This window comes from Bradyrhizobium sp. sGM-13 (genome assembly GCF_018398875.1).
Lineage (GTDB): Bacteria > Pseudomonadota > Alphaproteobacteria > Rhizobiales > Xanthobacteraceae > Bradyrhizobium.
In genome coordinates this window covers 22,754-47,738 of the sequence record NZ_JAGWDK010000026.1, presented here as the reverse complement: position 1 = coordinate 47,738, position 24,985 = coordinate 22,754, and the positions used below count along the sequence as shown (strand labels likewise).

General features: G+C 62.6%; 23 protein-coding genes. 8 read left to right on the top strand and 15 right to left on the bottom strand.

Annotated features, from left to right (window positions below; all coding sequences use genetic code 11):
* The first annotated feature begins 24 nt into the window (after window positions 1–24).
* The 5 genes from KJQ96_RS29695 to KJQ96_RS29675 all read left to right on the top strand — a co-directional run bounded on the left by KJQ96_RS29695 (window position 25) and on the right by KJQ96_RS29675 (window position 3,214).
* Window positions 25–318: a hypothetical protein gene (locus KJQ96_RS29695; RefSeq protein WP_213289912.1), complete on the top strand. Its 294-nt coding sequence runs from the start codon at window positions 25–27 to the stop codon at window positions 316–318.
* Window positions 319–510: 192 nt separating this feature from the next.
* On the top strand, window positions 511–966 hold the full coding sequence (locus KJQ96_RS29690; protein WP_213289911.1) for an Hsp20 family protein: 456 nt from the start codon (window positions 511–513) through the stop codon (window positions 964–966).
* Between the two features lie 91 nt (window positions 967–1,057).
* Entirely contained in the window at window positions 1,058–1,558 is a 501-nt protein-coding gene (locus tag KJQ96_RS29685; protein ID WP_213289910.1) for an Hsp20/alpha crystallin family protein, read from the top strand.
* Between the two features lie 80 nt (window positions 1,559–1,638).
* Entirely contained in the window at window positions 1,639–1,968 is a 330-nt protein-coding gene (locus tag KJQ96_RS29680) for a hypothetical protein (RefSeq protein WP_249734677.1), read from the top strand.
* 163 nt (window positions 1,969–2,131) lie between these two features.
* A complete protein-coding gene (locus KJQ96_RS29675) occupies window positions 2,132–3,214 on the top strand; it encodes a Do family serine endopeptidase (RefSeq protein ID WP_249734684.1) in 1,083 nt (360 codons plus the stop codon).
* A 134-nt stretch (window positions 3,215–3,348) separates the two neighbouring features.
* On the opposite strand, the gene KJQ96_RS29670 is transcribed toward KJQ96_RS29675, so the two are convergent.
* The 5 genes from KJQ96_RS29670 to KJQ96_RS29650 all read right to left on the bottom strand — a co-directional run bounded on the left by KJQ96_RS29670 (window position 3,349) and on the right by KJQ96_RS29650 (window position 8,406).
* Window positions 3,349–3,756, bottom strand: a complete 408-nt coding sequence (locus KJQ96_RS29670) for a F0F1 ATP synthase subunit epsilon (RefSeq protein ID WP_213289908.1) — start codon at window positions 3,754–3,756, stop codon at window positions 3,349–3,351.
* A gap of 87 nt (window positions 3,757–3,843) precedes the next feature.
* Complete coding sequence (gene atpD / locus KJQ96_RS29665; RefSeq protein WP_213289907.1) at window positions 3,844–5,286, bottom strand: F0F1 ATP synthase subunit beta; 1,443 nt, start codon at window positions 5,284–5,286, stop codon at window positions 3,844–3,846.
* 54 nt (window positions 5,287–5,340) lie between these two features.
* The gene (locus KJQ96_RS29660) at window positions 5,341–6,222 is read right to left on the bottom strand and encodes a F0F1 ATP synthase subunit gamma (protein ID WP_213289906.1); all 882 of its coding nucleotides are present in this window, start codon (window positions 6,220–6,222) and stop codon (window positions 5,341–5,343) included.
* Window positions 6,223–6,316: 94 nt separating this feature from the next.
* Window positions 6,317–7,846: a F0F1 ATP synthase subunit alpha gene (gene atpA, locus KJQ96_RS29655; protein ID WP_213289905.1), complete on the bottom strand. Its 1,530-nt coding sequence runs from the start codon at window positions 7,844–7,846 to the stop codon at window positions 6,317–6,319.
* Entirely contained in the window at window positions 7,846–8,406 is a 561-nt protein-coding gene (locus KJQ96_RS29650) for a F0F1 ATP synthase subunit delta (RefSeq protein WP_213289904.1), read from the bottom strand. Before KJQ96_RS29650 ends, atpA begins: the two co-directional genes overlap by 1 nt.
* A 641-nt stretch (window positions 8,407–9,047) precedes the next feature.
* On the opposite strand from KJQ96_RS29650, the gene KJQ96_RS29645 reads away from it, so the two are divergent.
* The gene (locus KJQ96_RS29645; protein WP_213289903.1) at window positions 9,048–9,542 is read left to right on the top strand and encodes a septal ring lytic transglycosylase RlpA family protein; all 495 of its coding nucleotides are present in this window, start codon (window positions 9,048–9,050) and stop codon (window positions 9,540–9,542) included.
* 150 nt (window positions 9,543–9,692) lie between these two features.
* On the opposite strand, the gene KJQ96_RS29640 is transcribed toward KJQ96_RS29645, so the two are convergent.
* The gene (locus KJQ96_RS29640; protein WP_213289902.1) at window positions 9,693–11,903 is read right to left on the bottom strand and encodes a primosomal protein N'; all 2,211 of its coding nucleotides are present in this window, start codon (window positions 11,901–11,903) and stop codon (window positions 9,693–9,695) included.
* Window positions 11,904–12,066: 163 nt separating this feature from the next.
* Here KJQ96_RS29640 and KJQ96_RS29635 point away from each other — a divergent pair, with 163 nt between their 5' ends.
* The gene (locus KJQ96_RS29635; RefSeq protein ID WP_213289950.1) at window positions 12,067–13,038 is read left to right on the top strand and encodes a tyrosine recombinase XerC; all 972 of its coding nucleotides are present in this window, start codon (window positions 12,067–12,069) and stop codon (window positions 13,036–13,038) included.
* A gap of 115 nt (window positions 13,039–13,153) precedes the next feature.
* Complete coding sequence (locus tag KJQ96_RS29630; RefSeq protein WP_213289901.1) at window positions 13,154–13,744, top strand: DUF4337 domain-containing protein; 591 nt, start codon at window positions 13,154–13,156, stop codon at window positions 13,742–13,744.
* Window positions 13,745–13,884: 140 nt separating this feature from the next.
* Here KJQ96_RS29630 and KJQ96_RS29625 read toward each other — a convergent pair whose 3' ends face one another.
* From KJQ96_RS29625 to mdh, 9 genes are all read right to left on the bottom strand, one after another.
* Window positions 13,885–14,415 carry a hypothetical protein gene (locus tag KJQ96_RS29625; protein WP_213289900.1) on the bottom strand — a complete coding sequence of 177 codons (531 nt, stop codon included), beginning with the start codon at window positions 14,413–14,415 and terminating at the stop codon, window positions 13,885–13,887.
* A gap of 118 nt (window positions 14,416–14,533) precedes the next feature.
* Window positions 14,534–15,934: a dihydrolipoyl dehydrogenase gene (gene lpdA, locus KJQ96_RS29620; protein ID WP_213289899.1), complete on the bottom strand. Its 1,401-nt coding sequence runs from the start codon at window positions 15,932–15,934 to the stop codon at window positions 14,534–14,536.
* A 37-nt stretch (window positions 15,935–15,971) separates the two neighbouring features.
* A complete protein-coding gene (locus tag KJQ96_RS29615; RefSeq protein ID WP_213289898.1) occupies window positions 15,972–16,718 on the bottom strand; it encodes an SDR family oxidoreductase in 747 nt (248 codons plus the stop codon).
* A 79-nt stretch (window positions 16,719–16,797) separates the two neighbouring features.
* The gene (odhB, locus tag KJQ96_RS29610; RefSeq protein ID WP_213289897.1) at window positions 16,798–18,039 is read right to left on the bottom strand and encodes a 2-oxoglutarate dehydrogenase complex dihydrolipoyllysine-residue succinyltransferase; all 1,242 of its coding nucleotides are present in this window, start codon (window positions 18,037–18,039) and stop codon (window positions 16,798–16,800) included.
* A 149-nt stretch (window positions 18,040–18,188) separates the two neighbouring features.
* The gene (locus KJQ96_RS29605) at window positions 18,189–21,146 is read right to left on the bottom strand and encodes a 2-oxoglutarate dehydrogenase E1 component (RefSeq protein WP_213289896.1); all 2,958 of its coding nucleotides are present in this window, start codon (window positions 21,144–21,146) and stop codon (window positions 18,189–18,191) included.
* Between the two features lie 135 nt (window positions 21,147–21,281).
* The gene (sucD, locus tag KJQ96_RS29600) at window positions 21,282–22,166 is read right to left on the bottom strand and encodes a succinate--CoA ligase subunit alpha (protein WP_057842589.1); all 885 of its coding nucleotides are present in this window, start codon (window positions 22,164–22,166) and stop codon (window positions 21,282–21,284) included.
* 39 nt (window positions 22,167–22,205) lie between these two features.
* A complete protein-coding gene (locus KJQ96_RS29595) occupies window positions 22,206–22,682 on the bottom strand; it encodes a DUF1579 family protein (protein ID WP_213289895.1) in 477 nt (158 codons plus the stop codon).
* 2 nt (window positions 22,683–22,684) lie between these two features.
* On the bottom strand, window positions 22,685–23,884 hold the full coding sequence (gene sucC, locus KJQ96_RS29590) for an ADP-forming succinate--CoA ligase subunit beta (protein WP_213289894.1): 1,200 nt from the start codon (window positions 23,882–23,884) through the stop codon (window positions 22,685–22,687).
* A gap of 132 nt (window positions 23,885–24,016) precedes the next feature.
* Window positions 24,017–24,985 (bottom strand): malate dehydrogenase, encoded by a 969-nt coding sequence (gene mdh, locus KJQ96_RS29585; protein ID WP_028348496.1) that lies wholly within the window; start codon window positions 24,983–24,985, stop codon window positions 24,017–24,019.

Below are 24,985 nucleotides of genomic sequence, written 5' to 3'. Positions count from 1 at the left end.
GGCGCGACCCAATGTTGGTCTGACATGAAGGACGTGACCGTTACCAAGCGCCGCCGGAGTTGGGAATGGCGGGTAACCGACGAGAGCGGCAGGCCGATCATGAGCGGCCGAGAGCGCAGCCGGCCGGCTGCCCGCTATCAGGGCTACCGAGCCTTGTTCATGCTGCTCGCCATCGGCCAAAGGCCGAATGAAATGCCGGCCCTGCGCTCGGGCCGCGATATCGGGCAAACGGTTGCGCGCGACCTGCCTCACCCAGTTGTGCGAACGGCGCGTTCGGCATCGACGGGACCGGGATCGGGCGGCTTCAGGCCCGACTAGGCGTCCGACCGCCGGCGTGACGGCGCGACCCAAAATTTTTCCCGACGTCTTGAAACTTTTCGAGCAATTTCTAATTCGATTTTTGCCGCGGACAGCGGTGCCGGATGCCAGCCTGGGTCCGGCGAGTTGAGTGGGCGCCGGACGGTATCCGACGCTCCTTCGTATCCATCTTGCTCTTAGGAGGACTTGGTTATGAGGACGACCTTTGACTTCTCGCCCCTGTGGCGTTCCACGATCGGCTTCGATCATCTGGCCGACCTGCTCGACAGCAGCTTGCGGCATTCGGCCGACGACAATTACCCGCCCTATAATGTCGAACGCTGCGGCGAAGACGCCTACCGGATTTCGCTCGCGGTCGCCGGTTTCGGCATGGACGATATTACCGTAACCGCAGAACGCGACACGCTGATCATCGAGGGCAAGAAGCCCGACGCCGAGCAACGCGAATACCTCTATCACGGCATCGCGGCTCGGCCATTCCGGCGGGTGTTCAATCTCGCCGACTATGTGCAGGTCAAGCAGGCCTCGTTCAAGGATGGTCTCTTGATCGTCGATCTCGTTCGCGAAGTGCCTGACGCGATGAAGCCGCGGCGCATCCCGATCGGCAACGCCGGCGCTTCCCACCAGATCGAGCAGAAGGCGGCTTAAGCCGCTTCGGCAATACCGGCTTGGTGCGCGGATAACCGGCCGCGCGCAAGCCAATGCAAGCAACATCAGCAATCTCTGTAAGGAGGACATTATGGCTTTTCGCAGTTTGATTCCCTGGTCGAGAAACCAGGAGCTTGCGCCTACGCGCGACAGCTTCGATCCCTTCTTCACCCTGCACCGGGAGATGAATCGGCTGTTCGACGACGTTTTCCGCGGCTTCGGGACGCCTGCCCGTTTCGGCACCCCGCTGATGGAAGGTCGCTTCGGATGGCCAAGCATCGAGCTCAACGAAACCGACAAGGAGCTGAAGGTTTCGGCTGAGTTGCCCGGACTGACGGAAAAAGACGTTCAGGTCGAAATCGCCAATGGCGTTCTGACGCTGCGCGGCGAGAAGAAGTCCGAGCGGACCGACAATGGCGGCAAATACTTCACCGAACGCTATTATGGCGCGTTCGAACGGCAGATCCCGCTCGACGGCGTCGTAGAAGACAAGGCCGAGGTCAAATTCCATGACGGCGTCTTGACCATCACGCTGCCGAAATCCGAACAGGCTCGTTCGGGCGTCAAGCGCATCCCGATCGTCAACCAATGACGAGAGTGGCGGCGGCGCAGTGCGCCGTCGCCCACCACCACCAACATCTCGATCGAAAGGAGAGCAAGGAGACTCTATCGATGAGCAAGGCCGATCTGAGCACCACTGAATTTGCCTTATTTCATCCCGCCGCACATTACGGCTCCCCAAAGGAAGTATTGCACGACCAGCAGCTTTCCGACGCCGAGAAGCGGGTGATCTTGTCATCATGGGCATCTGACATGTTCGCGGTCGAATCCTGCCCGAACCTGCGCGAGATTCCGGGCATGGATCACACCATCCGTCTCGCCGACATTCTCGCCGCTCTGCATCAGCTTGACGGCGATGAAGAGCTTCGGCCGCGTACCGAAATCAGCACGCGATGGCGGCCGCGTTGGAAAACCGCCATTCGGGGGCTTTCATCATGCTGACACCAACCATTTTGGCCATTGCATGGGTCAACCACGCAGCCGCCTTGTGGGCGGCGCCATGGCTTGCCTTGCAGCATGGCGCGACACCGCAAGCCGGCTCCTGATCCGAACCCTTCTTAATCCGCGGACGAGAACCCACGTGAACCGACTTTTCGCGATTGTGCTGGCGGGCCTGGTCGGCGCCGCGACCATTGCAACTCCGGTCTCGGGACAGATTCCGAACTTGCGAACCGGCGGCACGGTGCCGACGCTGGCGCCGCTGGTTCGCGAGGTCACCCCGGCTGTGGTCAACATCGCTGTCCACGGCAAGATCCGTCAGGACAATCCGCTCTATCGCGATCCGCTGTTCCGGGAATTCTTCGACGTCCCGAAACAGCTTGAGAAGGAAATCAACGCTACCGGCTCCGGGGTCATCGTCGACGCGCAGAAGGGCTACGTCCTGACCAACAATCATGTTGTCGACCAAGTCACCACCGTTCAGATCAAGACCAAGGACGGCCGGCAGTTCTCGGCCAAGGTTGTCGGGCGCGACCCTGGCACCGACATTGCCGTGTTGCGGATTCAATCGCCGACCGCGCTGAAGGCGATCGCGTTCGGCGACAGCGACGCGCTCGAAGTCGGCGACTTCGTGCTCGCGATCGGCAACCCGTTCGGCCTTGGCCAGACCGTGACCTCCGGACTCGTCAGTGCACTCGGCCGGACCGGACTCGGCAAACATGGCTATGAGGATTTCATCCAGACGGATGCGGCGATCAACCCGGGCAATTCGGGTGGCGCGCTGGTCAACCTGAAGGGCGAGCTCGTCGGCATCAATTCAGCGATCATTTCACCGGCCGGCGGCAATGTCGGCATCGGCTTTGCAATCCCCGTCAATATGGCGCGGCGCGTAATGGATCAGATTGTCGAGAACGGGCGCGTCGAGCGTGGCCGGATCGGCATCTCCTTGCGCGAACTAAATCCCGCAACGGACGGCGGACGCAGCGAGGGGGCGCGGATAGCCGAAGTCAGCCCGGGCTCGCCGGCCGAATTGGCGGGCCTGCGTAAAGGCGACATCGTGCTGAAGGCGGACGATCGCCCCATTCACTCAGCCGCGCAATTGAGAAACCGGATCGGACTCGCGCGAATAGGCGAACAGGTGCGATTGACCGTCGAGCGTTCCGGTGCGCCTCAGATTGTTACCGTTGCTGTGGGACCGGCCACCGAAGCAAGCAGTAGCCAGAGCAACGGCTCGGTTCAGCGACGCTAGCTGAGCGGTTCCGGCCGTGCCCCGGCGGCGGTGTTGCGAGAGAAATACTGCTGCAAAAGCTCAGCGCCCGTCACTGGGTGACGAGCGCTGCAAAAACAGGGCCTTCATTGCGCCCCGGAGCGGTGCCCCGGGGCTTAGTGCATAGCGGTGGCGTTGAGCTCGATCTGGATGCTCTTGAAGTGATCCAGCCGCTCGATGGCGTGATCGAGCTCGGTGCCTTCCTTCTCGGCAAGCTTGGCTTCCATCTCGGCGATGGTCTCGGCGAACTGCGCGCGATCGACCTCGGCCATCGAGGTAGCGACGTCGGCCAGCACGGTCAGTCCGTTTTCCGACATCTCGGCGAGCCCACCGAGCACGATGATCTTCTGATGTGCGTCGCCTGACGTGACGGTCAGGATACCCGGGCGGATCGCCGCCACGACCGGTGCGTGGCCGGCCAGCACGCCGAAATCGCCTTCCACGCCGGGAACGTCAACCTGATCGACCTCACCGGAGAAGGCGAGCTTTTCGGGCGAGACGAGATCGAAATGAAAGGTAGCCATGGAGAACCTGCGAGTAGCGAGTAGCGAATAGCGAGTTGGAAAGAACGGGAGCAGCGCTTCCGCTACTCCCTATTCGCCAATCGCTCCTTAGGCCGCCTCGGCAGCCAGCCTCTTGCCCTTCTCGACGGCTTCCTCGATGGTGCCGACCATATAGAACGCCGCTTCCGGCAGATGGTCGTACTTGCCTTCGCAGAGACCGCGGAAGCCCTTGATGGTGTCGGCGAGATCGACGAACTTACCCGGCGAGCCGGTGAAGACTTCGGCGACGTGGAACGGCTGTGACAGAAAGCGCTCGATCTTGCGGGCACGGGCCACCGCGATCTTGTCCTCTTCCGACAGTTCGTCCATGCCGAGAATGGCGATGATGTCCTGCAGCGACTTGTACTTCTGCAGCACCTGCTGAACCATGCGTGCCGTCTGATAGTGCTCCTCTCCGACGACGAGCGGGGAGAGCATGCGCGAGGTGGAGTCGAGCGGGTCCACCGCCGGGTAAATACCTTTTTCCGAAATCGCGCGGCTCAGCACCGTGGTCGCGTCCAGATGGGCGAACGAGGTGGCGGGCGCCGGGTCAGTCAAGTCGTCGGCCGGCACGTAGATCGCCTGCACCGAGGTGATCGACCCCTTGTGCGTGGTCGTGATGCGCTCCTGCAGCGCACCCATGTCGGTGGCGAGCGTCGGCTGATAGCCCACCGCCGAGGGGATGCGGCCGAGCAGCGCCGACACTTCGGAGCCTGCCTGCGTGAAGCGGAAGATGTTGTCGACGAAGAACAGCACGTCCTGGCCCTGGTCGCGGAAGTGCTCAGCGACCGTCAGACCGGTGAGGCCGACGCGGGCGCGGGCGCCAGGCGGCTCGTTCATCTGGCCGAACACCAGCGCGCATTTTGATTTCACGCTCGGATCAGGGTTGCGCGGATCGGCGTTGACCTTGGACTCGATGAACTCGTGATAGAGGTCGTTGCCTTCGCGGGTACGCTCGCCGACGCCGGCGAACACCGAGTAACCGCCATGCGCCTTGGCGACGTTGTTGATCAATTCCTGAATCAGCACGGTCTTGCCGACGCCGGCGCCGCCGAACAGGCCGATCTTGCCGCCCTTGGCGTAGGGCGCGAGCAGGTCGACGACCTTGATACCGGTCACAAGAATTTCGGCTTCGGTGGACTGGTCAGTGTAGGTCGGCGCTTCCTGGTGGATGGCGCGCTTGCCTTCGAACTTGATCGGACCGGCTTCGTCGATCGGTTCACCGATGACGTTCATGATGCGACCGAGTGTGCCATCACCGACCGGAATTGCGATGGGCTCGCCGGTGTCGGTCACTTCCTGGCCGCGCACCAGACCTTCGGTAGCGTCCATCGCAATCGTGCGCACGGTGGACTCACCAAGGTGCTGCGCGACTTCCAGCACCAGGCGGTTGCCGCCGTTCTTAGTCTCCAGCGAGTTGAGAATGGCCGGCAGATGACCTTCGAACTGCACGTCGACAACGGCGCCCATGACTTGGGTGACGCGACCGATCTGGTTAGCTGCTGTGGCCATGAATTGCTCTCCTTCGAAATTCTGTACTTGAACGACCGTCGGTTGATTCGTGCGCTAGACCGCCGCCTCGGCGCCGGAGATGATCTCGATCAGCTCCTTGGTGATCTGGGCTTGACGGGTTCGGTTGTAGACCAGGGTTTGCTTGCGGATCATTTCGCCGGCGTTGCGGGTGGCGTTATCCATCGCGCTCATCTGCGCGCCGTAGAAAGAGGCGTTGTTTTCCAGCAGCGCGCGGAAGACCTGCACCGCAAGATTGCGCGGCAGCAGCCGAGCTAGAATCTCGTCTTCTTCCGGCTCATATTCGTAAGCGGTCGACGGACCGGCATTGGCGGCCCGCTCTTCGACCACCAACGGAATGACCTGCTGGGCGGTCGGAATCTGCGCGATGACGGACTTGAAACGCGAATAGAACAGCGTGCAGACGTCGAACTCGCCGGCTTCGAACCGCGCCAGGATCTTCTTGGCGATATCCTCGGCGTTGACGAAGCCGAGCTGGCGAACTCCGCGCAGATCGACGTGCTCGACGATCTGCTTATCGAAGGTGCGGCGGAGCTGGTCGTAGCCCTTGCGACCGACGCAGAATATCTTGACGTCCTTGCCTTGGCCCATCAGCGACAGCGCGCGCTCACGGACCAGACGCACGATCGCCGAATTGAACGCACCACACAGGCCGCGTTCGCCGGTGCAGACGAGCAGCAGATGCACCTGATCCCTGCCGGTGCCGGCCAACAGCGCCGGAGCGCCGGGCGAGCCGGCGGCAGCAGCGGCGATGTTGGAAATCACCGCATCCATCTTTTCGGCATAGGGCCGGGCCGCTTCGGCGGCGCTCTGCGCGCGCCGAAGCTTCGACGCCGCGACCATCTGCATCGCCTTGGTGATCTTCTGCGTCGCCTTGGTCGAGGCGATGCGGACCCGCATGTCTTTAAGTGAAGCCATTCTCAGTTCACCCCGGCGATCAGACCTCGAGGATCCGACCGCAAGCCACTCTTTCGTCGGGCCCGGCTAGCAGCCGGGCCGCAACGGCAAATTCTCAAGAAAACGTCTTGGCGTAACCTTCGACCACGGTCTTCAGCTTGCCGGCGAGATCGTCAGAGAGATCCCGGCTGTCACGGATGCCGTTGAGGATCTCGACGTTCTTGCCGCGCAGCAGCGACAACAGGCCGTCCTCGAAGGCGCGCACCTTGTTGAGCGGAAGCGGGTCGAGATAGCCGTTGGTGCCGGCCCAGATCACGCAGACCTGCTCTTCCATCTTCAGCGGCGAGAACTGCGGCTGCTTCAGCAGTTCAGTCAGGCGCGAGCCGCGGTTGAGCAGGCGCTGGGTCGAAGCGTCGAGATCGGAGCCGAACTGCGCGAAGGCCGCCATCTCGCGGTACTGCGCCAGCTCACCCTTGATCTTGCCGGCGACCTTCTTCATCGCCTTGGTCTGTGCCGAGGAGCCCACGCGCGACACCGACAGACCGACGTTCACCGCGGGACGGATGCCCTGGAAGAACAGGTCGGTTTCCAGGAAGATCTGACCGTCGGTAATCGAAATCACGTTGGTCGGAATGTAGGCCGACACGTCGTTGGCCTGGGTTTCGATGACCGGCAGCGCCGTCAGCGAGCCGGAGCCCTGGTCCTTGTTGAGCTTCGCCGCGCGCTCGAGCAGACGGGAGTGCAGATAGAACACGTCGCCCGGATAGGCTTCGCGGCCCGGCGGGCGGCGCAGCAGCAGTGACATCTGGCGGTAGGCGACGGCCTGCTTGGACAAGTCGTCATAGATGATGACCGCGTGCATGCCGTTGTCGCGGAAGTACTCGCCCATCGTGCAGCCGGTGAAGGGCGCGATGTACTGCATCGGCGCCGGGTCGGACGCGGTGGCGGCGACGACGATCGAATATTCCAGCGCGCCCTGCTCTTCCAGCACCTTGACGAACTGGGCAACGGTCGAGCGCTTCTGGCCGATCGCGACGTAGACGCAATACAGCTTGATGTTCTCGTCCGGCTGCGCGTTGAGCGGCTTCTGGTTCAGGATGGTGTCGAGCGCGATTGCGGTCTTGCCGGTCTGACGGTCGCCGATGATCAGCTCGCGCTGGCCGCGGCCGACCGGGATCAGCGCATCGATCGCCTTGAGGCCGGTCGCCATCGGCTCGCTCACCGACTTGCGCGGAATGATGCCGGGCGCCTTGACGTCGACGCGCTTGCGTTCGGTAGCCTGGATCGGGCCCTTGCCGTCGATCGGATTGCCGAGCGCGTCGACGACGCGGCCGAGCAGGCCCTTGCCGACCGGCGTATCGACGATGGCGCGGGTACGCTTGACGGTCTGGCCTTCCTTGATCTCGCGGTCGGCGCCGAAGATCACGATACCGACGTTGTCGGTTTCGAGGTTCAGCGCCATGCCGCGGGTGCCGTTCTCGAATTCGACCATTTCACCGGCTTGGACATTGTCCAGACCGTAGACGCGGGCGATACCGTCACCGACGGACAGCACCTGCCCGACTTCGGTAACCTCAGCCTCCTGGCCGAAATTCTTGATCTGGTCCTTGAGGATCGCGGAAATTTCCGCGGCGCGGATGTCCATCAGCCTGCCTCTTTCATCGCGTGCTTGATCGAATTGAGTTTGGTGCGAAGCGAGCTATCCACCATGCGGCTGCCGAGCTTGACCACAAGGCCGCCAATGATGGAGGGATCGACTTTCACGTTGAGCGCGACGTCCTTGCCCGTCACCGATTTCAGTGCGGTCTTCAGCGCGTCGAGATTCTTGTCACTGAGCTGTTCGGCGACGGTGACGTCAGCGGTCGCCTCGCCCTTGAACTTCGCCACCAGCGCGCGAAAGGCGCGGATCACATCGGCCACGGCGAACAGCCGGCGATTGGCAGTCAACACTTTAAGGAATTTGGCGGAAGTGCCGGTAATTCCGGCCTTGTCGAGCAGGGCAGTGAGCGCCTTGGCCTGCGCATCTGCCGAGAAGACCGGGCTGCGGACGAGGCGCTTGAGATCGGCGCTTTCGTTCAGCATGGCCTCGAATTTATCGAGATCGGCCCTTACCGCGTCGATGGATTTCTCCTCGCGCGCCAACTCGAACAAGGCCGTAGCATAACGGCCGGACACTCCCGAAACGGACGGATCTTCAGCAGCCACAGAGACGCTCTTTTCAGATGTCAAACTCGCAAGGGAAAAACCGTCGCCACGGGTAGCGGCGCCTAGCGATCCAAGCCCTTGGAATTCAAGCGGGACTTCGATTTTCGACCGGCACGAGAGGTACCGAGATCGTTAAAATCGCGGCTTTGCTAACATAGCAATCGCGCAGGTGCAACATGACGGCGCATGCGGACGATGCCTTGTCGCACGTCAATTTTCAGGCCCGGTCGAATGCGCTTGATGGGATCGGCGCGCCGGAATTTTGAGTCCGGCGGTTGCAGGCGCTCTGGAGCGGTCCCCGACCAGCCGATTTGTTCCACCCGTATTTGCATGGCCGCTATGACCGATAGCGTTCGGAACGAATCGGGCGGCCCGCCTCCATTTGATCATTACTTGCGCAAATCTTCACGTGATCTGTGATGACTGTATTGTTAAGTAATAATAAGTATTGAATTGGTTAAAAACCTATTAATGTACAAGATTACGGAATATCGCTCGACGGTAACAAGATATGCCAGGCGATACATTCCCGATTTACTGCCCAATTCACGCCTCATTGCCTCATCAAACGGCCTCCTGAAGTTGGGACGGGGGTTCCATTTGTCACGTATGTGGCAAATACTATCTGAGGGACTAGTTTAATGTTGCATACCAATAATGTTGTGCCGGGAACTCTAACCCGGTCGCGCACGGCGCTCGCCTTGATCGCCGCAACTCTCCTGGTCGGTGGCGCCATCACCGAAGCTTCTGCAAAATCCAGGCATCATCGCCATCACCACCATCACGCCAGCAAGGCCAAAACGGCTAGCGGCGACTGGCTGAACGCCAATGCCTCGATCGGCTCCCAGAGCACCGGGCGCGGCTTCTCGGGAAAGGCCTCGTTTTACGGCAATGAATCCGGCAGCAAGACCGCCTCTGGACAGCGCTTCAACCAGAACGCCATGACCGCGGCCCACCGCTCGCTGCCGTTCGGCACCAAGCTCCGCGTCACCCATCGCGGCCAGAGCGTAATCGTCACGATCAACGACCGTGGTCCCTTCATCAGGGGACGCGTGCTCGACCTGTCCAAGGGGGCTGCCCGGGCCATCGGCCTGACCGGCGCCGGCGTCGGCCACGTCACCGCCGAGGTCATCTAAGGCGCGCGGTCGCGCGCCGTTTTCCGGTCCATCAGATCGCGTAAGCGTTGCGTTGCGTAACCGCCTGCGGAACTTTCCGCGGCAACAAAGGCCTGCCGTCGCAAATGACGGCAGGCCTTTTTGTTTACCCTCCCCTGGAGGGGGAGGGCGTTACAAAAAGCTCTGCGGATCGACGTCGACTTCGAGTTTGAGATTGCCCTTGGTCTTCGGGCCCCCGGCGAGCCACTCGCGCAAATATTCCGAGATGTCGACATTGCGCAGCGACTTCACCAGGATCCGGAACCGATAGCGGCCCTTGATCACCGCAAGCGGCGCTTCGGCAGGTCCCAGCACCTGGATGCGCTCGTCGATCGGCGCCACAGCGGCAAGGCGGCGCGCAAAGCCTTCCGCGGTCGGCCGGTCGCCTGCGGAAATGATCAGGCCGGCGAGCCGTCCGAACGGCGGATAGCCGGTGCGCTCGCGAGAGTCGATTTCGCTGGCGTAAAACGCCTCACGATCGTTGGCGACCAAGGCCTTCATCACGGGATGTTCGGGCTGATGGGTCTGCAAGTACCCGACGCCGCGGCCCTGATCGCGCCCGGCACGCCCGATCACCTGATTGAGCAGTTGGAACGTGCGCTCGGCCGCGCGCGGATCACCATTGCCCAGCCCCAGATCCGCGTCGACCACGCCGACCAGATTGAGTCGCGGGAAATTATGGCCCTTCGCGACCAGTTGCGTGCCGATGATGATGTCGACGCGGCCTTCCGCGATTTCGTTCAGCTCGCTGCGCATGGTCTCGATCGAGGTAATCAGATCACTCGACAGCACCATGGTGCGCGCTTGCGGAAACAGCGCAGCCGCCTCCTCCTGCAGCCGCTCCACGCCCGGACCGACCGCGACCAGCGATTCCTCGGCCTGGCAATGCGGGCAGATATTCGGGCGCGGCATCGAGAAGCCGCAATGGTGGCAGACCAGGCGCTGGCGAAACCGATGGTCCACCAGCCAGGCGTCGCAGATGGTGCAGGCAAAGCGATGGCCGCAGGCGCGGCATAGCGTCAGCGGCGCGTAACCGCGGCGGTTCAAGAACAACAGCGCCTGTTCGCGTTTCTCGATCGCGAACCGGATTTGCTCGGCGAGCGGCGGCGAGATAAAGCGGCCGCGCGGCGGCGGGGCGCGTCGCAAATCGATGGCTTCGATATGTGGCATGTGTTGGCCGCCGAAGCGGGACGGCAGCGCGACGCGCTGATAGCGCCCCTTGCGTGCATTGACTTCGGTTTCGACTGACGGCGTCGCGGACGCCAGCACGATCGGGATTTTGGCGATATGCGCGCGCACGACTGCCATGTCGCGGGCATGGTAATGCGCGCCGTCGTGCTGCTTGTAGGCCTGGTCGTGCTCCTCATCGACAATGATGAGACCGAGGTCCGCATAGGGCAGAAACAGCGCCGAGCGCGCGCCGACCACGACCGGCGCTTCACCCGTCGATATCGCGGCCCAATTGCGCTGCCGCGTGCGCGGCGTCAATTCAGAGTGCCATTCCAGTGGACGCACGCCGAAACGCTGGGCGAAGCGGTCGAGGAATTGCCCGGTCAGCGCGATCTCAGGCATCAGGATCAGCGTCTGCTTGCCGCGCCGGACGACTCCCGCAATCGCCTCGAAATAGACTTCCGTCTTGCCCGATCCGGTGACGCCGTCGAGCAGCGCGACGTGAAACGTACCGTTGGCGGCAAGCGCGCGCATCATGTCGACCGCCGCGCGCTGCTGGTGGGAAAATTCCGGCTGCGCAAAAGACGGATCGGGCGCCGGCGGCGCCAGCGGCGGCGGCATCGCCTCGATGGCAAGGGTTCCCTCATCGACAAGGCCGTCGACCACGCCTGAGCTGACGCCCGCCTCCCGCGCCGCATCCGACTTGCCGTGCAGCAGACCGTCCGACAGCACCTCGATCAGCCGCCGCCGGGCCGGCGTCAGGCGCTGCGGCGCCGGGCCTACCAGCCGCACGCCGAGGCGCATCCGTTCGGACCCGAGATTTTCGCCCATCCGCAAAGCCATGCGCAGCACCATGCCGCGCGCGGACAGCGTGTAATTGGCGACCCAATCGACCAGGCTGCGCAACTCCTCCTTCAGCGGCGGCACGTCGAGCTTTTCGCCGACGTCCTTCAGGCGGTTGTGCAGACGCGGATCGGGGTTGGCGTTCTCCGCCCACACCACTGCCACCACCTCCCGCGGCCCGAGCGGCACGCAGACCACGTCGCCCGCCTTCAGCTCCATGCCGCGTGGCACGCGGTAGGAATAATTCTGATTGAGCGCGACCGGCACCAGCACGTCGACGACGCGGGTCGACGAGGCCGATGAGCTGGTTTGGCGGGTGGCGTGGTCCATTATTAGGGGGAATCAGGCTTGAGGTATCCGGAGCGAAGCTAGCGCCGCTCGGGCCGGTTAGCGAACGGTAAACGAAAGAGGTGCGATATAATGCGCTGAATCACCGGCTCCAAGGCAGGTTCTCAAGACAAGCTCTCAAGACAAGCTTTCGAAGGCAAGGATGATGGCCAGGGAAGTTCCGGCACTGCAAGCGGTCGAGCTCGAATGCGCCGACGACGGTCTCGCGCGGGAGATGACGCGCTGGCTGACGCATCTGCGCGCCGAGCGGCGCCTGTCGCCAAAGACACTCGAAGCCTACGCCCGCGACCTCCGCCAATGCCTCACCTTCCTCGCCGAACATTGGGGTGAGAAGGTCACGCTGAAACGATTTGCGGCGCTGGAAGCCACCGACGTCAGGGCTTTCATGGCGATGCGCCGTGCCGACGACATCGCCGGGCGCTCGCTGATGCGGGCGCTGGCGGGGTTGCGTTCGTTCGGCCGCTACCTCGAACGGGAGGGCAAAGGCAAGGTCGGAGCTCTGTCCGCGATCCGCGCGCCGAAAATTGCAAAAAGCCTGCCGAAGCCGATCCAGATGGCCGCCGCCAAGCGCTTTGCCGATGCCGACGAGCGCGCCGGCGAGGAACGTGATCCCTGGATTCTCGCGCGCGACGCCGCGGTGATGGCGCTGCTGTATGGATCGGGCCTGCGCATCTCCGAAGCGCTGGGACTGAAGCGGCAGGACGTGCCAAGACCCGGCGAAGGCGACGTTATTATCGTCACCGGCAAGGGCAACAAGACCCGCATGGTGCCGGTGCTGCAAAACGTGCTGGCGCTGATCGCCGATTACGTTGCGATGTGCCCGCATTCATTGCCGCCGGCCGGCCCGATCTTCGTCGGCGCGCGCGGCGGGCCGCTTTCTCCACGCATCATCCAGCTCACCATGGAGCGGCTGCGCGGCGCGCTGGGGCTACCCGACAGCGCTACGCCGCACGCGCTGCGGCATTCCTTCGCAACCCATCTGCTCAGCCGCGGCGGCGATCTGCGTGCGATCCAGGAGTTGCTCGGCCACGCCTCGCTCTCGACCACGCAGATCTACACTGGGATCGACAGCGAGCGGCTCTTGGAAGTGTACCGCACCGCGCATCCGCGCGGATGAATCTCAGCGCTCGGCGCCGACATACTCCCGTCACATCGATGGCCTCTTAGCTTGCCTCTTGCGCTCATGTTGCGGTTCCGGCAATCGTGCGCGCCAACCGACAGGAGGAGAATAAATGGGCGCACATGAAAGCATGGAGCATGCGGAGCACGCCGAGCACGCTTCGGGGTCGAACAAGAAGATCGCGCTGCTGATCGCGGTGATCGCCCTGTTTCTGGCGCTGTCGGAAACGCTCGGCAAGGGCGCACAGACCGAAGCCATCAGCAAGAACGTCGAGGCTTCAAATCTCTGGGCATTCTTCCAGGCCAAGAGCATCCGCCGCACCGTGGTGCAGGCCACCGCCGAACACGCCAGGCTCAGCCTCGGCACCGTCGGCGACGATGGCGCAAAGGCGGCGCTGCAAAAGCAGATCGACGACTGGAACAAGACTGCGCAGCGTTATCGCTCGGAGCCGGAGACCGGCGAAGGTTCGGAAGAGTTGGCAAAACGCGCCAAGCACGCCGAGCACGAGCGCGACGAGGCGACCGCAAAATATCACCACTACGAAATCGCTTCAGCCGCCTTCCAGATCGGCATCGTACTGGCGTCCGCCACCATCATCACCGGCATGATCGTGCTGGCCTGGGTCTCTGGCATATTGGCGATCGCCGGCATCGGCATCACCGCGCTCGGCCTCTACGCGCCGCATCTTTTGCATTTGCATTGAGTGTCGGGGTTCGTTGAATTGCTTCCGGTGTCATGCCCCGCGAAAGCGGGGCATCCAGTACGCCGCGGCTTCCGGTTCAGTCTCTAACGTCTCTGGAATACTGGATCGCCCGCCTTCGCGGGCGATGACAACGAGAATCCTTACCGCGCTTCGTGCACGCTCTTGCGGAAGCGCGCGATCGTGCGCAGCATGCGCGATGACCAGCTATCACCCTCGCCACGCAAAATTTCCCGGATGCGCTGCTTGATTGGATCGACCAGTTCGGCCGCCTTGGCGCGCATCGCCACAATGAACTCATAGATGTTCTTGAACCACGCCATTTGCAGCAGCTTCGGCCGCGTCACGTCGAAGATGAACGCGGTGACGCCGACGCCGAGCAATTTGCCTGATACGATCACAACCGCCGCGCTGAACCAGTATTGGTGCGCCAATAGCCAAAGCCCGACCAGCTTGAGCGGAAACAGCAGAATCACCGGCACGGCAAATACGATCAGTGTCATCGCCGGCGACAGCGCATCGACCCGGTCGGACAGCCATCGCTTGAAGGCGCGAAGCGGAATCAGCGCAACGATGCGCTCGACGATCGGCTCGAGATGATCCCACAGCCAAGCTTCGATCAGGAAGATGACCGCAAGCAGGACCCAAAACGGCTGTAACAGGCGGCGCATCATCGATCGTGATCTCTAAAGCGGAATGAGGTCCTTGATTGGTCGCTCCGCTCGATCTCTTTGTTCAAAGCATGGATCTTTGGATAGCCGCTTCTTCAATTCGGCATGTACCGGGTTCCGATCACATATGGATGGCACGTTTGCCGACCGCAAGCGCGGCTTCCTTGATCGCTTCCGAACGGGTCGGATGCGCGTGACAGGTCCGCGCCAGATCCTCGGCAGAACCGCCAAACTCCATGAGAACAGCGGCTTCCTGAATCATTTCGCCGGCCTCGCGGCCGACAATGTGCACGCCGAGCACGCGATCGGTCTTCGCATCCGCGAGAACCTTCACAAAACCGTCAGTGGTCTGGTTGACCTTGGAGCGGCCGTTGGCGGTGAACGGGAATTTGCCTGAGGTGTAGGCAACGCCGGCCTGCTTCAGCTCTTCCTCGGTCTTGCCGACCGACGACACTTCGGGCGTGGTATACACGACGCTTGGGATAACATCGTAGTTCACGTGGCCGGCCTGCCCTGCAATAATCTCGGCGCAGGCGACGCCTTCATCCTCGGCCTTGTGCGCGAGCATCGGTCCCGCCACGACGTCGCCGATCGCATAGACGCCTTTCAGGCTGGTAGCGAAATGCGCGTCGATCTGCACGCGGCCGCGGTTGTCGAGTACGATGCCGGCTTCCTTGCAGCCGAGCGCTTCGGTGTAGGGCACGCGGCCGATGCAGACCAGCACCACGTCGGCCTCAATCGTTTCCGCTGCGCCGCCCGCCGCCGGCTCCACCGTCGCCTTCAACATCTTGCCGGAAGCGTCGACCGCCGTCACCTTGGCGCCGAGCTTGAATGCAAAGCCCTGCTTTTCGAGGATCCGCTGGAATTGCTTGGCGACTTCCCCATCCATGCCGGGCAGAATGCGATCGAGGAATTCGACGACCATGACCTCGGCGCCAAGCCGTTTCCAGACCGAACCGAGCTCCAACCCGATCACGCCCGCGCCGATGATCAGAAGCTTCTCCGGCACTTTCGCGAGCGACAGCGCGCCGGTTGACGACACCACGCGCTTCTCGTCGATCTCGATGCCCTTCAGCCGCGCGATGTCAGAGCCGGTGGCGATGACGATGTTCTTGGTCTCGACCGTCTGCGACTTGCCGTTAGTGTTGACCTCGACCTTGCCGGCGCCGAGGATCTTGCCGGCGCCGTAGAGGACGTCGATCTTGTTCTTCTTCATCAGGAACTCGACGCCCTTGACGTTGCCGTCGATACCCTGTTGCTTGAAATTCATCATCGCCGGCAGATCGAGCTTTGGCGCGGAAATGCTGACGCCCATCTTGGCAAAGGAATGTCCGGCTTCCTCGAACATTTCGGAGGCATGCAGCAGCGCCTTCGACGGCATGCAGCCGACATTGAGGCAGGTGCCCCCCAGCGTCGCGTTTTTCTCGACCACGGCCACCTTCATGCCGAGTTGCGCCGCGCGCACCGCGCAGACATATCCGCCCGGACCGGTGCCGATGACGACGAGATCGTAGGAAGCCATGATGAAGTCCTGTTAGCTTAAGATAAGATGTCAGGTATTACCGGCCGCCCGATACATCCAGGATGGCGCTGGTGACGTAGGAAGCCTCGTCCGAAATCAACCAGACGATGGCATTGGCGATTTCTTCCGCAGTACCGACGCGCTTCATCGGCACCATGTGCGCGAGCCGATGCGCGCGATCGGGCTCGCCGCCGGAAGCATGAATATCCGTATCGATCAGTCCAGGCCGGATCGCCGCGACCCGAATGCCCTCTCCGGCAACCTCATAGCCAAGGCCGATGGTGAAGGAATCAACCGCGCCCTTGGACGCCGCATAATCCACATACGTATTGGGAGACCCGAGTTTCGCCGCGACTGAGGAAAGATTGACGATGACGCCGCCCGCGCCGCCGTTGCGGGTCGACATCCGCTTCACGGCTTCGCGCGCGCATAAAATGCTGCCGGTGACGTTGACAGCCATCATGCGCTGGATGCGTTCGGCCGGCATGTCCTCGACTCGTATCGACGGGCCGACAATGCCGGCATTGTTGACGAGCGCGCCAAGCGTTCCGAATTCGTCTGATCCCTTGAACAGCGCGAGAATGTCCGCCTCGCTGCCGACGTCGCATTTCACGGCGATCGCCTTGCCGTTCTTGCGCTCGATCAGCGAGACGACTTCGTCGGCCGCCGCCTTGTTGCTGGCGTAGCCGACCACGACGCGAAAACCGCGCGCGGCGGCGGCGATGGCGGCCGCACGGCCGATGCCGCGGCTGCCGCCAGTGATCACAACGACCTTGTCCGTCACATCAGGCCCCACAAATCAACGTGCATGATCCACGGCTTGCGGCGCAGGCTTGAGTGCCGACGCCGGCAAGCGTGTTGTGTCAGAGATCCAGCACCAGCCGCGCGGGATCTTCCAGGCTCTCCTTGACGCGCACCAGGAACGTCACCGCCTCCTTGCCGTCGATCACGCGGTGATCATAGGAGAGCGCCAGATACATCATCGGGCGGACCTCGATCTTGCCACCGACCACCATCGGCCGCTCCTGGATCTTGTGCATGCCGAGGATGCCGGACTGCGGGGCGTTGAGGATCGGCGTCGACATCAGCGAGCCGTAGATACCGCCATTGGTGATGGTAAAGGTGCCGCCCTGCATCTCGTCGATCTTGAGCTGGCCGTCGCGGGCGCGGCGGCCGAAATCGGCGATCGATTTTTCGATGTCGGAGATCGACCTGTGGTCGCAGTCGCGCACCACAGGCACGACCAAACCCTTGTCGGTGCCGACGGCGACGCCGATGTGGTAATAGTTCTTGTAGATCAAATCGGTGCCGTCGATCTCGGCATTGACGGCTGGGATGTCCTTCAGCGCCTGCACCACCGCCTTGGTGAAGAAGCCCATGAAGCCGAGCTTGCTGCCATGCTTCTTCTCGAACACGTCCTTGTACTGCGCGCGCATCGCCATGATGTGGCTCATATCGACCTCGTTGAAGGTCGTGAGCATCGCGGCCGTGTTCTGCACGTCCTTGAGCCGCCGCGCGATGGTCTGGCGCAGCCGCGTCATCTTTACGCGCTCTTCGCGCGCGGCATCATCGGCCGGCGACGGCGCGCGGACCTGCACGGAAGCGGCCGGCTGATTGACCGGGGTCGGCGCCGACGCCGCCTTCTCGATCGCGGCCAGCATGTCGCCCTTGGTAACCCGGCCGTCCTTGCCGGAGCCGGGCACAGTCGCCGCATCGATGCCGCTCTCGGCGGAAAGTTTGCGAACCGACGGCGCCAGCGGCGCATCTGCTGCTGCAGCCTTCGGAGCCGCAGCAGGTGCCGCGGCGGGCGCTGCAGCCGGAGCGGCGGCCTTGGCGGTTGCGGCCGCGGCCGACTTGGCGGCGCCGGCGGCGCCTTCATTGATCTGCCCGAGCAGCGCGCCGACGGCGACGGTCTCGCCGTCCTTGGCCGCGATCTCGCCGAGCACGCCGGCGGATGGCGCCGGCACTTCGATGGTGACCTTGTCGGTCTCGAGCTCGACCAGCGGCTCATCCACCGCCACCGCATCGCCGGCCTTCTTGAACCAGCGGCCGATGGTGGCTTCCGTCACGGACTCGCCGAGCGTCGGAACACGAATTTCAGTCATGGTATTTTCCTCTTTGCGTCATGGCCGAGCTCGTCCCAGCCATCCACGCCCTAAGACAATTTTGACAAAGCAAGACGTGGATGCCCGGGACATTGGGGCGAAGACGGCGCTGCGCGCCTTTGCCCGGGCATGACGACTTGGGGCAATTGCTAGTTCAGCGCCTCATCCAGCATGGCCTTGAGTTGCGCCAGATGCTTCGACATCAAACCGGTGGCGGTTGCCGCCGAGGCGGCACGGCCGGCGTAACGCGGACGCCGGTTCGGCGCGTGGATTTGGTTCAGCACCCATTCCAGATAGGGCTCGATGAAATGCCATGCGCCCATGTTGCGCGGCTCTTCCTGGCACCACACCACTTCGGCATTCTTGAAGCGTGCGAGTTCGTGCACCAGCGCTTTCAGCGGCACCGGATAGAGCTGCTCGACGCGCAGGAGATAGATGTCGTCGATGCCGCGCTTCTCGCGCTCCTCGTAGAGATCGTAATAGACCTTGCCCGAACACAGCACGACGCGGCGGATCTTGTCGTCCGGCGCCAGCTTGATCTTCTCGTCGGGCAGCATCTGCGCGTCATCGTACAGAATGCGGTGGAACGTCGTGTCCTTGCCGAGCTCATCGAGCCGCGAGACCGCGCGCTTGTGGCGCAACAGCGACTTCGGCGTCATCACGATCAGGGGCTTGCGGATCTCGCGATGTAACTGGCGCCGTAGCACGTGGAAGTAATTCGCCGGCGTGGTCGGATACACCACCTGCATGTTGTCTTCGGCGCACATCTGCAGGAAACGCTCGAGCCGCGCCGAGGAGTGCTCCGGTCCCTGCCCTTCATAGCCATGTGGCAGCAGGCAGACGAGACCGGACATGCGCAGCCATTTGCGTTCGCCGGAAGAGATGAACTGGTCGAACAGCACCTGCGCACCGTTGGCGAAGTCGCCGAACTGGGCTTCCCACATCGCCAGCGCCTTCGGCTCGGCCAGCGAATAACCGTACTCGAAGCCGAGCACCGCCTCTTCGGATAGCAGCGAGTTGATGACCTCGTAGTGGCCCTGATCGTGGCCAAGGTGGTTGAACGGCGTGTAGCGGCTCTCGTCTTCCTGGTCGATCAGCACCGAATGGCGCTGCGAGAACGTGCCGCGCTCGCTGTCCTGTCCCGAAAGCCGGACGTGATGGCCTTCCTGCATCAGCGTGCAGAACGCCAGCGCTTCGCCGGTCGCCCAGTCGATTCCGACACCGTTGTCGATGGCCTTGGCGCGGTTTTCCAGGAAACGCTGGATCGTGCGGTGAACCCGGAAACCGTCCGGCACCTTGGTGATCTTGCGGCCAATATCCTTGAGGATACCGATATCGACGCCGGTGACGCCGCGGCGGGCGTCTTCTTCCTGGTCGGCGGATTTGAAGCCGGCCCACTTGCCGTCGAGCCAGTCGGCCTTGTTGGGCTTGTAGCCGGAGCCTGCCTCGAGCTCGGCATCGAGCCGCGCGCGCCAGTCGGCCTTGGCCTTCCCGACCTCGCCTTCGGTCAGCACGCCGTCGGCGACCAGGCGCTTGGCGTAGAGTTCGAGCGTCGACGGATGCGAGGCGATGTGCTTGTACATCACCGGCTGGGTAAACGCCGGCTCATCGCCCTCGTTATGGCCGTGCCTGCGATAGCAGAACATGTCGATCACGACCGGCTTGTGGAATTTCTGCCGGAACTCGATCGCGACCTTCGCCGCGAACACCACCGCTTCCGGATCGTCGCCGTTCACGTGGAAGATCGGCGCGTCGATCATCTTCGCCACGTCGGACGGATATGGCGAGGAGCGCGAATAGCGCGGATAGGTGGTGAAGCCGATCTGGTTGTTGACGATGAAATGCAACGAGCCGCCGGTGCGGTAGCCCTTCAGGTCGGAGAGGCTGAAGCATTCCGCCACCACGCCCTGGCCGGCGAACGCGGCGTCGCCGTGCAGCAGCAGGGGCAGCACCGAGATGCGCATGTCGGGCGGATCGCCGTGCTGGTCCTGCTTGGCGCGCACCTTGCCGAGCACGACCGGATCGACGATTTCCAGATGCGACGGGTTGGCGGTCAGCGACAGATGGATCTTGTTGCCGTCGAACTCGCGGTCGCTTGATGCGCCGAGATGGTACTTCACGTCGCCGGAGCCTTCGACGTCCTCGGGATTGGCGGAGCCGCCCTTGAATTCGTGGAACAGCGCGCGGTGCGATTTGCCCATCACCTGGGTCAGCACGTTGAGGCGGCCGCGGTGCGGCATGCCGAGCACGATTTCCTTTACGCCGAGATTGCCGCCGCGCTTGATGATCTGCTCGAGCGCCGGGATCAGCGATTCAGCGCCGTCGAGACCGAAACGCTTGGTGCCGGTGAATTTGAGATCGCAGAATTTTTCGAAACCTTCGGCTTCGATCAGCTTGTTGAGGATGGCGCGGCGTCCTTCCGGCGTAAAACTGATTTCCTTGTCCGGCCCCTCGATGCGCTCCTGGATCCAGGCCTTCTGCGCCGCGTTGCTGATGTGCATGAACTCGACGCCGAGCGTCTGGCAATAGGTGCGTTCGCAGATCGCGACGATCTCGCGCAGCGTGCCATATTCGAGGCCGAGCACATGATCGAGGAAGATCTTGCGGTCGAAATCGGCCTCGGTGAAGCCGTAGGTGCGTGGATCAAGCTCCTCGCGATCGCGCGGCGCTTCGATGCCGAGCGGATCCAGCTTGGCGTGGAAATGACCGCGCATGCGGTAGGCGCGGATCAGCATCAGGGCGCGGACCGAATCTCGCGTCGCCTGGTTGACGTCGGCAGGGGATAGTTCGGCGCCCTTGGCCTGCGCCTTGGCGGCCAGCTTGGCGCCGACGGCCTTTTCGACGGTGACCCAGTTGCCGTCCAGCGCCGAGGTCAGTTCGTCCTGCGGCGTGATCGGCCAGTTGTCGCGGCCCCAGGACGGGCCCTCGGCGTTCTTCTGGACATCGGCCGAGGTGTCTTTCAGGCTCTTGAAGAATTCCTGCCAGTCGCTGTCGACCGAGCGGGGGTCCTGCTCGTAGCGGGCGTAGAGCTCGTCGATATAGGTGGCGTTGGTGCCTTGCAAAAATGAGGAAAGGGCAAATGCTGCGTTCGCGTCCTGGCGAGACATGATGGCGTCCTGGTGAGTTCCGCTTTGCGCGTGGAAAACGGCGCTTTAGCCGGTCCGGGCGGCCCGAACCAGCTCGGTAAGAAGCTTTACCCTATTTAAGGCGGATATTCCCGCCTAAAAGGACCAAGAACTGAATTAAGATTTCAATTTTTCGGCAAGAGTATGCCCGAGCCGTGCCGGTGACGGAGACACCGTAATTCCGGCCGCTTCCATGGCCGCGGTCTTGGATCCGGCGTCGCCCTTGCCGCCGGAAATGATCGCGCCGGCATGGCCCATACGGCGGCCAGGAGGGGCGGTGACGCCAGCGATGAAGCCAACCATCGGCTTTTTCCGTCCGCGCTTGGCCTCATCCTTGATGAACTGGGCGGCGTCTTCCTCGGCCGAGCCGCCGATTTCACCGATCATGATGATCGAGGTGGTCTTCTCGTCCTTGAGGAACATCTCCAGCACGTCGATGAATTCGGTGCCCTTGACCGGGTCGCCGCCGATGCCGACCGCCGTGGTCTGACCGAGGCCCTCCTGGGTGGTCTGGAACACGGCCTCATACGTCAACGTGCCCGAACGGGAAACGATCCCGACGCTGCCCGGCTTAAAGATATTGGCCGGCATGATGCCGATCTTGCACTCGCCCGCCGTCATCACGCCCGGGCAGTTCGGCCCGATCAGGCGCGATTTCGATCCCGACAATGAACGCTTCACGCGCACCATGTCGAGCACCGGAATGCCCTCGGTGATGCAGACGATCAGCGGAATCTCCGCATCGATCGCTTCGCAGATCGCGTCTGCCGCACCTGGCGGCGGGACATAGATCACGCTGGCGTCAGCGCCGGTCTTCTCGCGCGCCTCGCGAACGGTGTCGAAGACGGGCAAGCCGAGATGGGTCGAGCCGCCTTTGCCCGGCGAGGTGCCACCGACCATCTTGGTGCCGTACGCGATCGCGGCTTCCGAATGGAACGTGCCGTTCTTGCCAGTGAAACCCTGACAGATGACTTTGGTGTTGCTGTCGATCAGAACGGACATGATTGCGAACGCTTTCTTCGGTGACCGTGAACGAGGGGGTTAATGAATGCGGCGGTACGTGCCGGTGAGCACGTCGGCCCATCCTTCGGCATCAGGCGAGAACTGGATCTTCATGGTGTAGTTGTTGTCGTCGACGACTTCGTAGAGGTGGCGCGCATTGCCGCGCAACGAGCCGCGCACCAGGGTCAGCTTGTTGCCGACCCAGGCGCCGGAGGCAGGTGCCGGCGAATAGTAGCCGAGCGAATCGTGCCAGAATAACTTGTAGGTCCGGTCGTCACGGTCATAGGTGAACACGCCGTGGGTGGCGAAAGTCTCCTTGCCGTCGCGCATCTGACGGGAATCCTGAATCAGGTAGAACCCGTTGAGATCCATCCGTGCGACCACATGCGAGGTCGCCGGACCGCCCGCGGTCCAGCGCGACGGATAGACCATTTCCTCGCCCGCCCACTCGCCCGCAAAAACCGCGAGCCTGCGGTGTTCTTCCAGCGGTGTCGGAGCGGCGAGACGGTCAGCCATCGCTAGCCTCCCTTGACGGCTTTCACGATTTTCTGTGCGGCATCGTCGAGATTGTCGGCCGGTACCACGTTGAGGCCGGATTCGCGGATAATCTGCTTGCCGGCGTCGACATTGGTGCCTTCGAGCCGCACCACCAGCGGCACTTTCAGGCCGACTTCCTTCACCGCGGCGACCACGCCTTCGGCGATGATGTCGCACTTCATGATGCCGCCGAAGATGTTGACCAAAATGCCCTTCACGTTCGGGTCGGCAGTGATGATCTTGAACGCCGCCGCCACCTTCTCCTTGCTGGCGCCGCCGCCGACGTCGAGGAAGTTGGCGGGCTCCATGCCGTAGAGCTTGATGATGTCCATGGTCGCCATCGCAAGGCCGGCGCCGTTGACCATGCAGCCGATGGTGCCGTCGAGCGTGACGTAGTTGAGATCGTACTTCGACGCCTCGACTTCCTTGGCATCTTCCTCGGTCAAATCCCGCAACGCCACCGCCACTTCGGGATGGCGGAACAGCGCGTTGTCATCGAACGACACCTTGGCATCGAGCACGCGCAGTTCGCCCTGCTTGGTGACGACGAGCGGATTGATCTCCAGCATCGCCATGTCCTTGGCAACGAAGGCCGTGTAGAGCTGCGTCACCAGCTTCTCCGCCTGCTTGGCGAGATCGCCGGTGAGCCTCAGGGCTTTCACGACCGTGCGGCCGTGATGAGCCATGATGCCGGTTGCCGGATCGACGGAGAAGGTCACGATTTTCTCAGGCGTGTTGTGGGCGACGTCCTCGATGTTGACGCCGCCTTCGGTCGAGACCACGAACGCGACTTCAGAAGTTTCACGATCGACCAGGATTGAGAGATAGAACTCCTTGTCGATGTCGGAGCCTTCCTCGATGTAGAGGCGATTGACCTGCTTGCCCTGCGGGCCGGTCTGCACCGTGACCAGCGTCGCCCCCAGCATCTGCTTGGCGAATTCGTTGACCTCGGCGACTGATTTCGCGATGCGGACGCCGCCCTTGTCGCCGGCGGAAGCTTCCTTGAATTTGCCCTTGCCGCGGCCGCCGGCATGGATCTGGCTCTTCACCACCCAGATCGGGCCGGGAAGCTGTTTGGCGGCGGCCTCCGAATCCGAGGCCTTCAAGACAGGCACGCCACGCGAAATCGGCACGCCGAATTCATGCAGCAGAGCCTTGGCCTGGTATTCGTGGATATTCATTTGGACGCTCCCCAAAACCCTTAGCGGCGAGTTCTACAGTTCACCGGCATTGGCAGTTGGCATACCATATACCAAGATAACTGCAACCCTGAAACCGCTTTCGCCCCAGCAAGGGGCGAAAGCTGAGTAAAGTCAGCGACCGAGCAGGTCGGGCGCGATCTTCTTGCAGGCGTCGACCAGACCCTGAACCGCGCCGACCGACTTGTCGAAGGCTTCACGATCCTTGCCGGCCAGCTCGATCTCGACGATGCGCTCGACACCCTTCGAGCCGATCACGACGGGAACGCCGACATACATGTCCTTTACGCTGTACTCGCCATTGAGATAGGCGGCGCAAGGCAACACGCGCTTCTTGTCCTTCAGATAGCTCTCGGCCATCGCGATCGCCGAAGCGGCCGGCGCGTAGAACGCCGAACCGGTCTTCAGGAGATTGACGATCTCGGCGCCGCCGTTGCGGGTGCGGTCGACGATCTCGTCGATGCGCGCCTGCGAGGTCCAGCCCATCTTGACGAGGTCGGGCAGCGGAATGCCGGCGACCGTGGAGTAGCGCGTCAGCGGCACCATGGTGTCGCCATGGCCGCCGAGCACGAAAGCGGTGACGTCCTCGACCGAGACGTGAAATTCGTCGGCCAGGAAATAGCGGAACCGCGCGGAGTCGAGCACGCCAGCCATGCCAACCACTTTCTTGTGCGGCAGACCGGAAGCCTTCTGCAGCGCCCACACCATCGCATCCAGCGGGTTGGTGATGCAGATGACGAACGCATCGGGCGCATACTTCTTAATACCGGCGCCGACCTGCTCCATGACTTTGAGGTTGATGCTCAAGAGATCGTCGCGGCTCATGCCGGGCTTGCGCGGCACACCGGCGGTGACGATGCAGACCTTGGCGCCATCGAGCGCCTCATAGGAATTGGCCCCAGTGAGATGAGCGTCGAAACCGTCGACGGGAGAAGATTGCGCGATGTCGAGCGCTTTGCCCTGCGGGACGCCCTCGGCGATGTCGAACATCACGACGTCGCCGAGCTCTTTCAGGCCGACGAGGTGAGCCAGCGTTCCGCCGATCTGACCGGAGCCAATCAAAGCAATCTTGTCGCGCGCCAT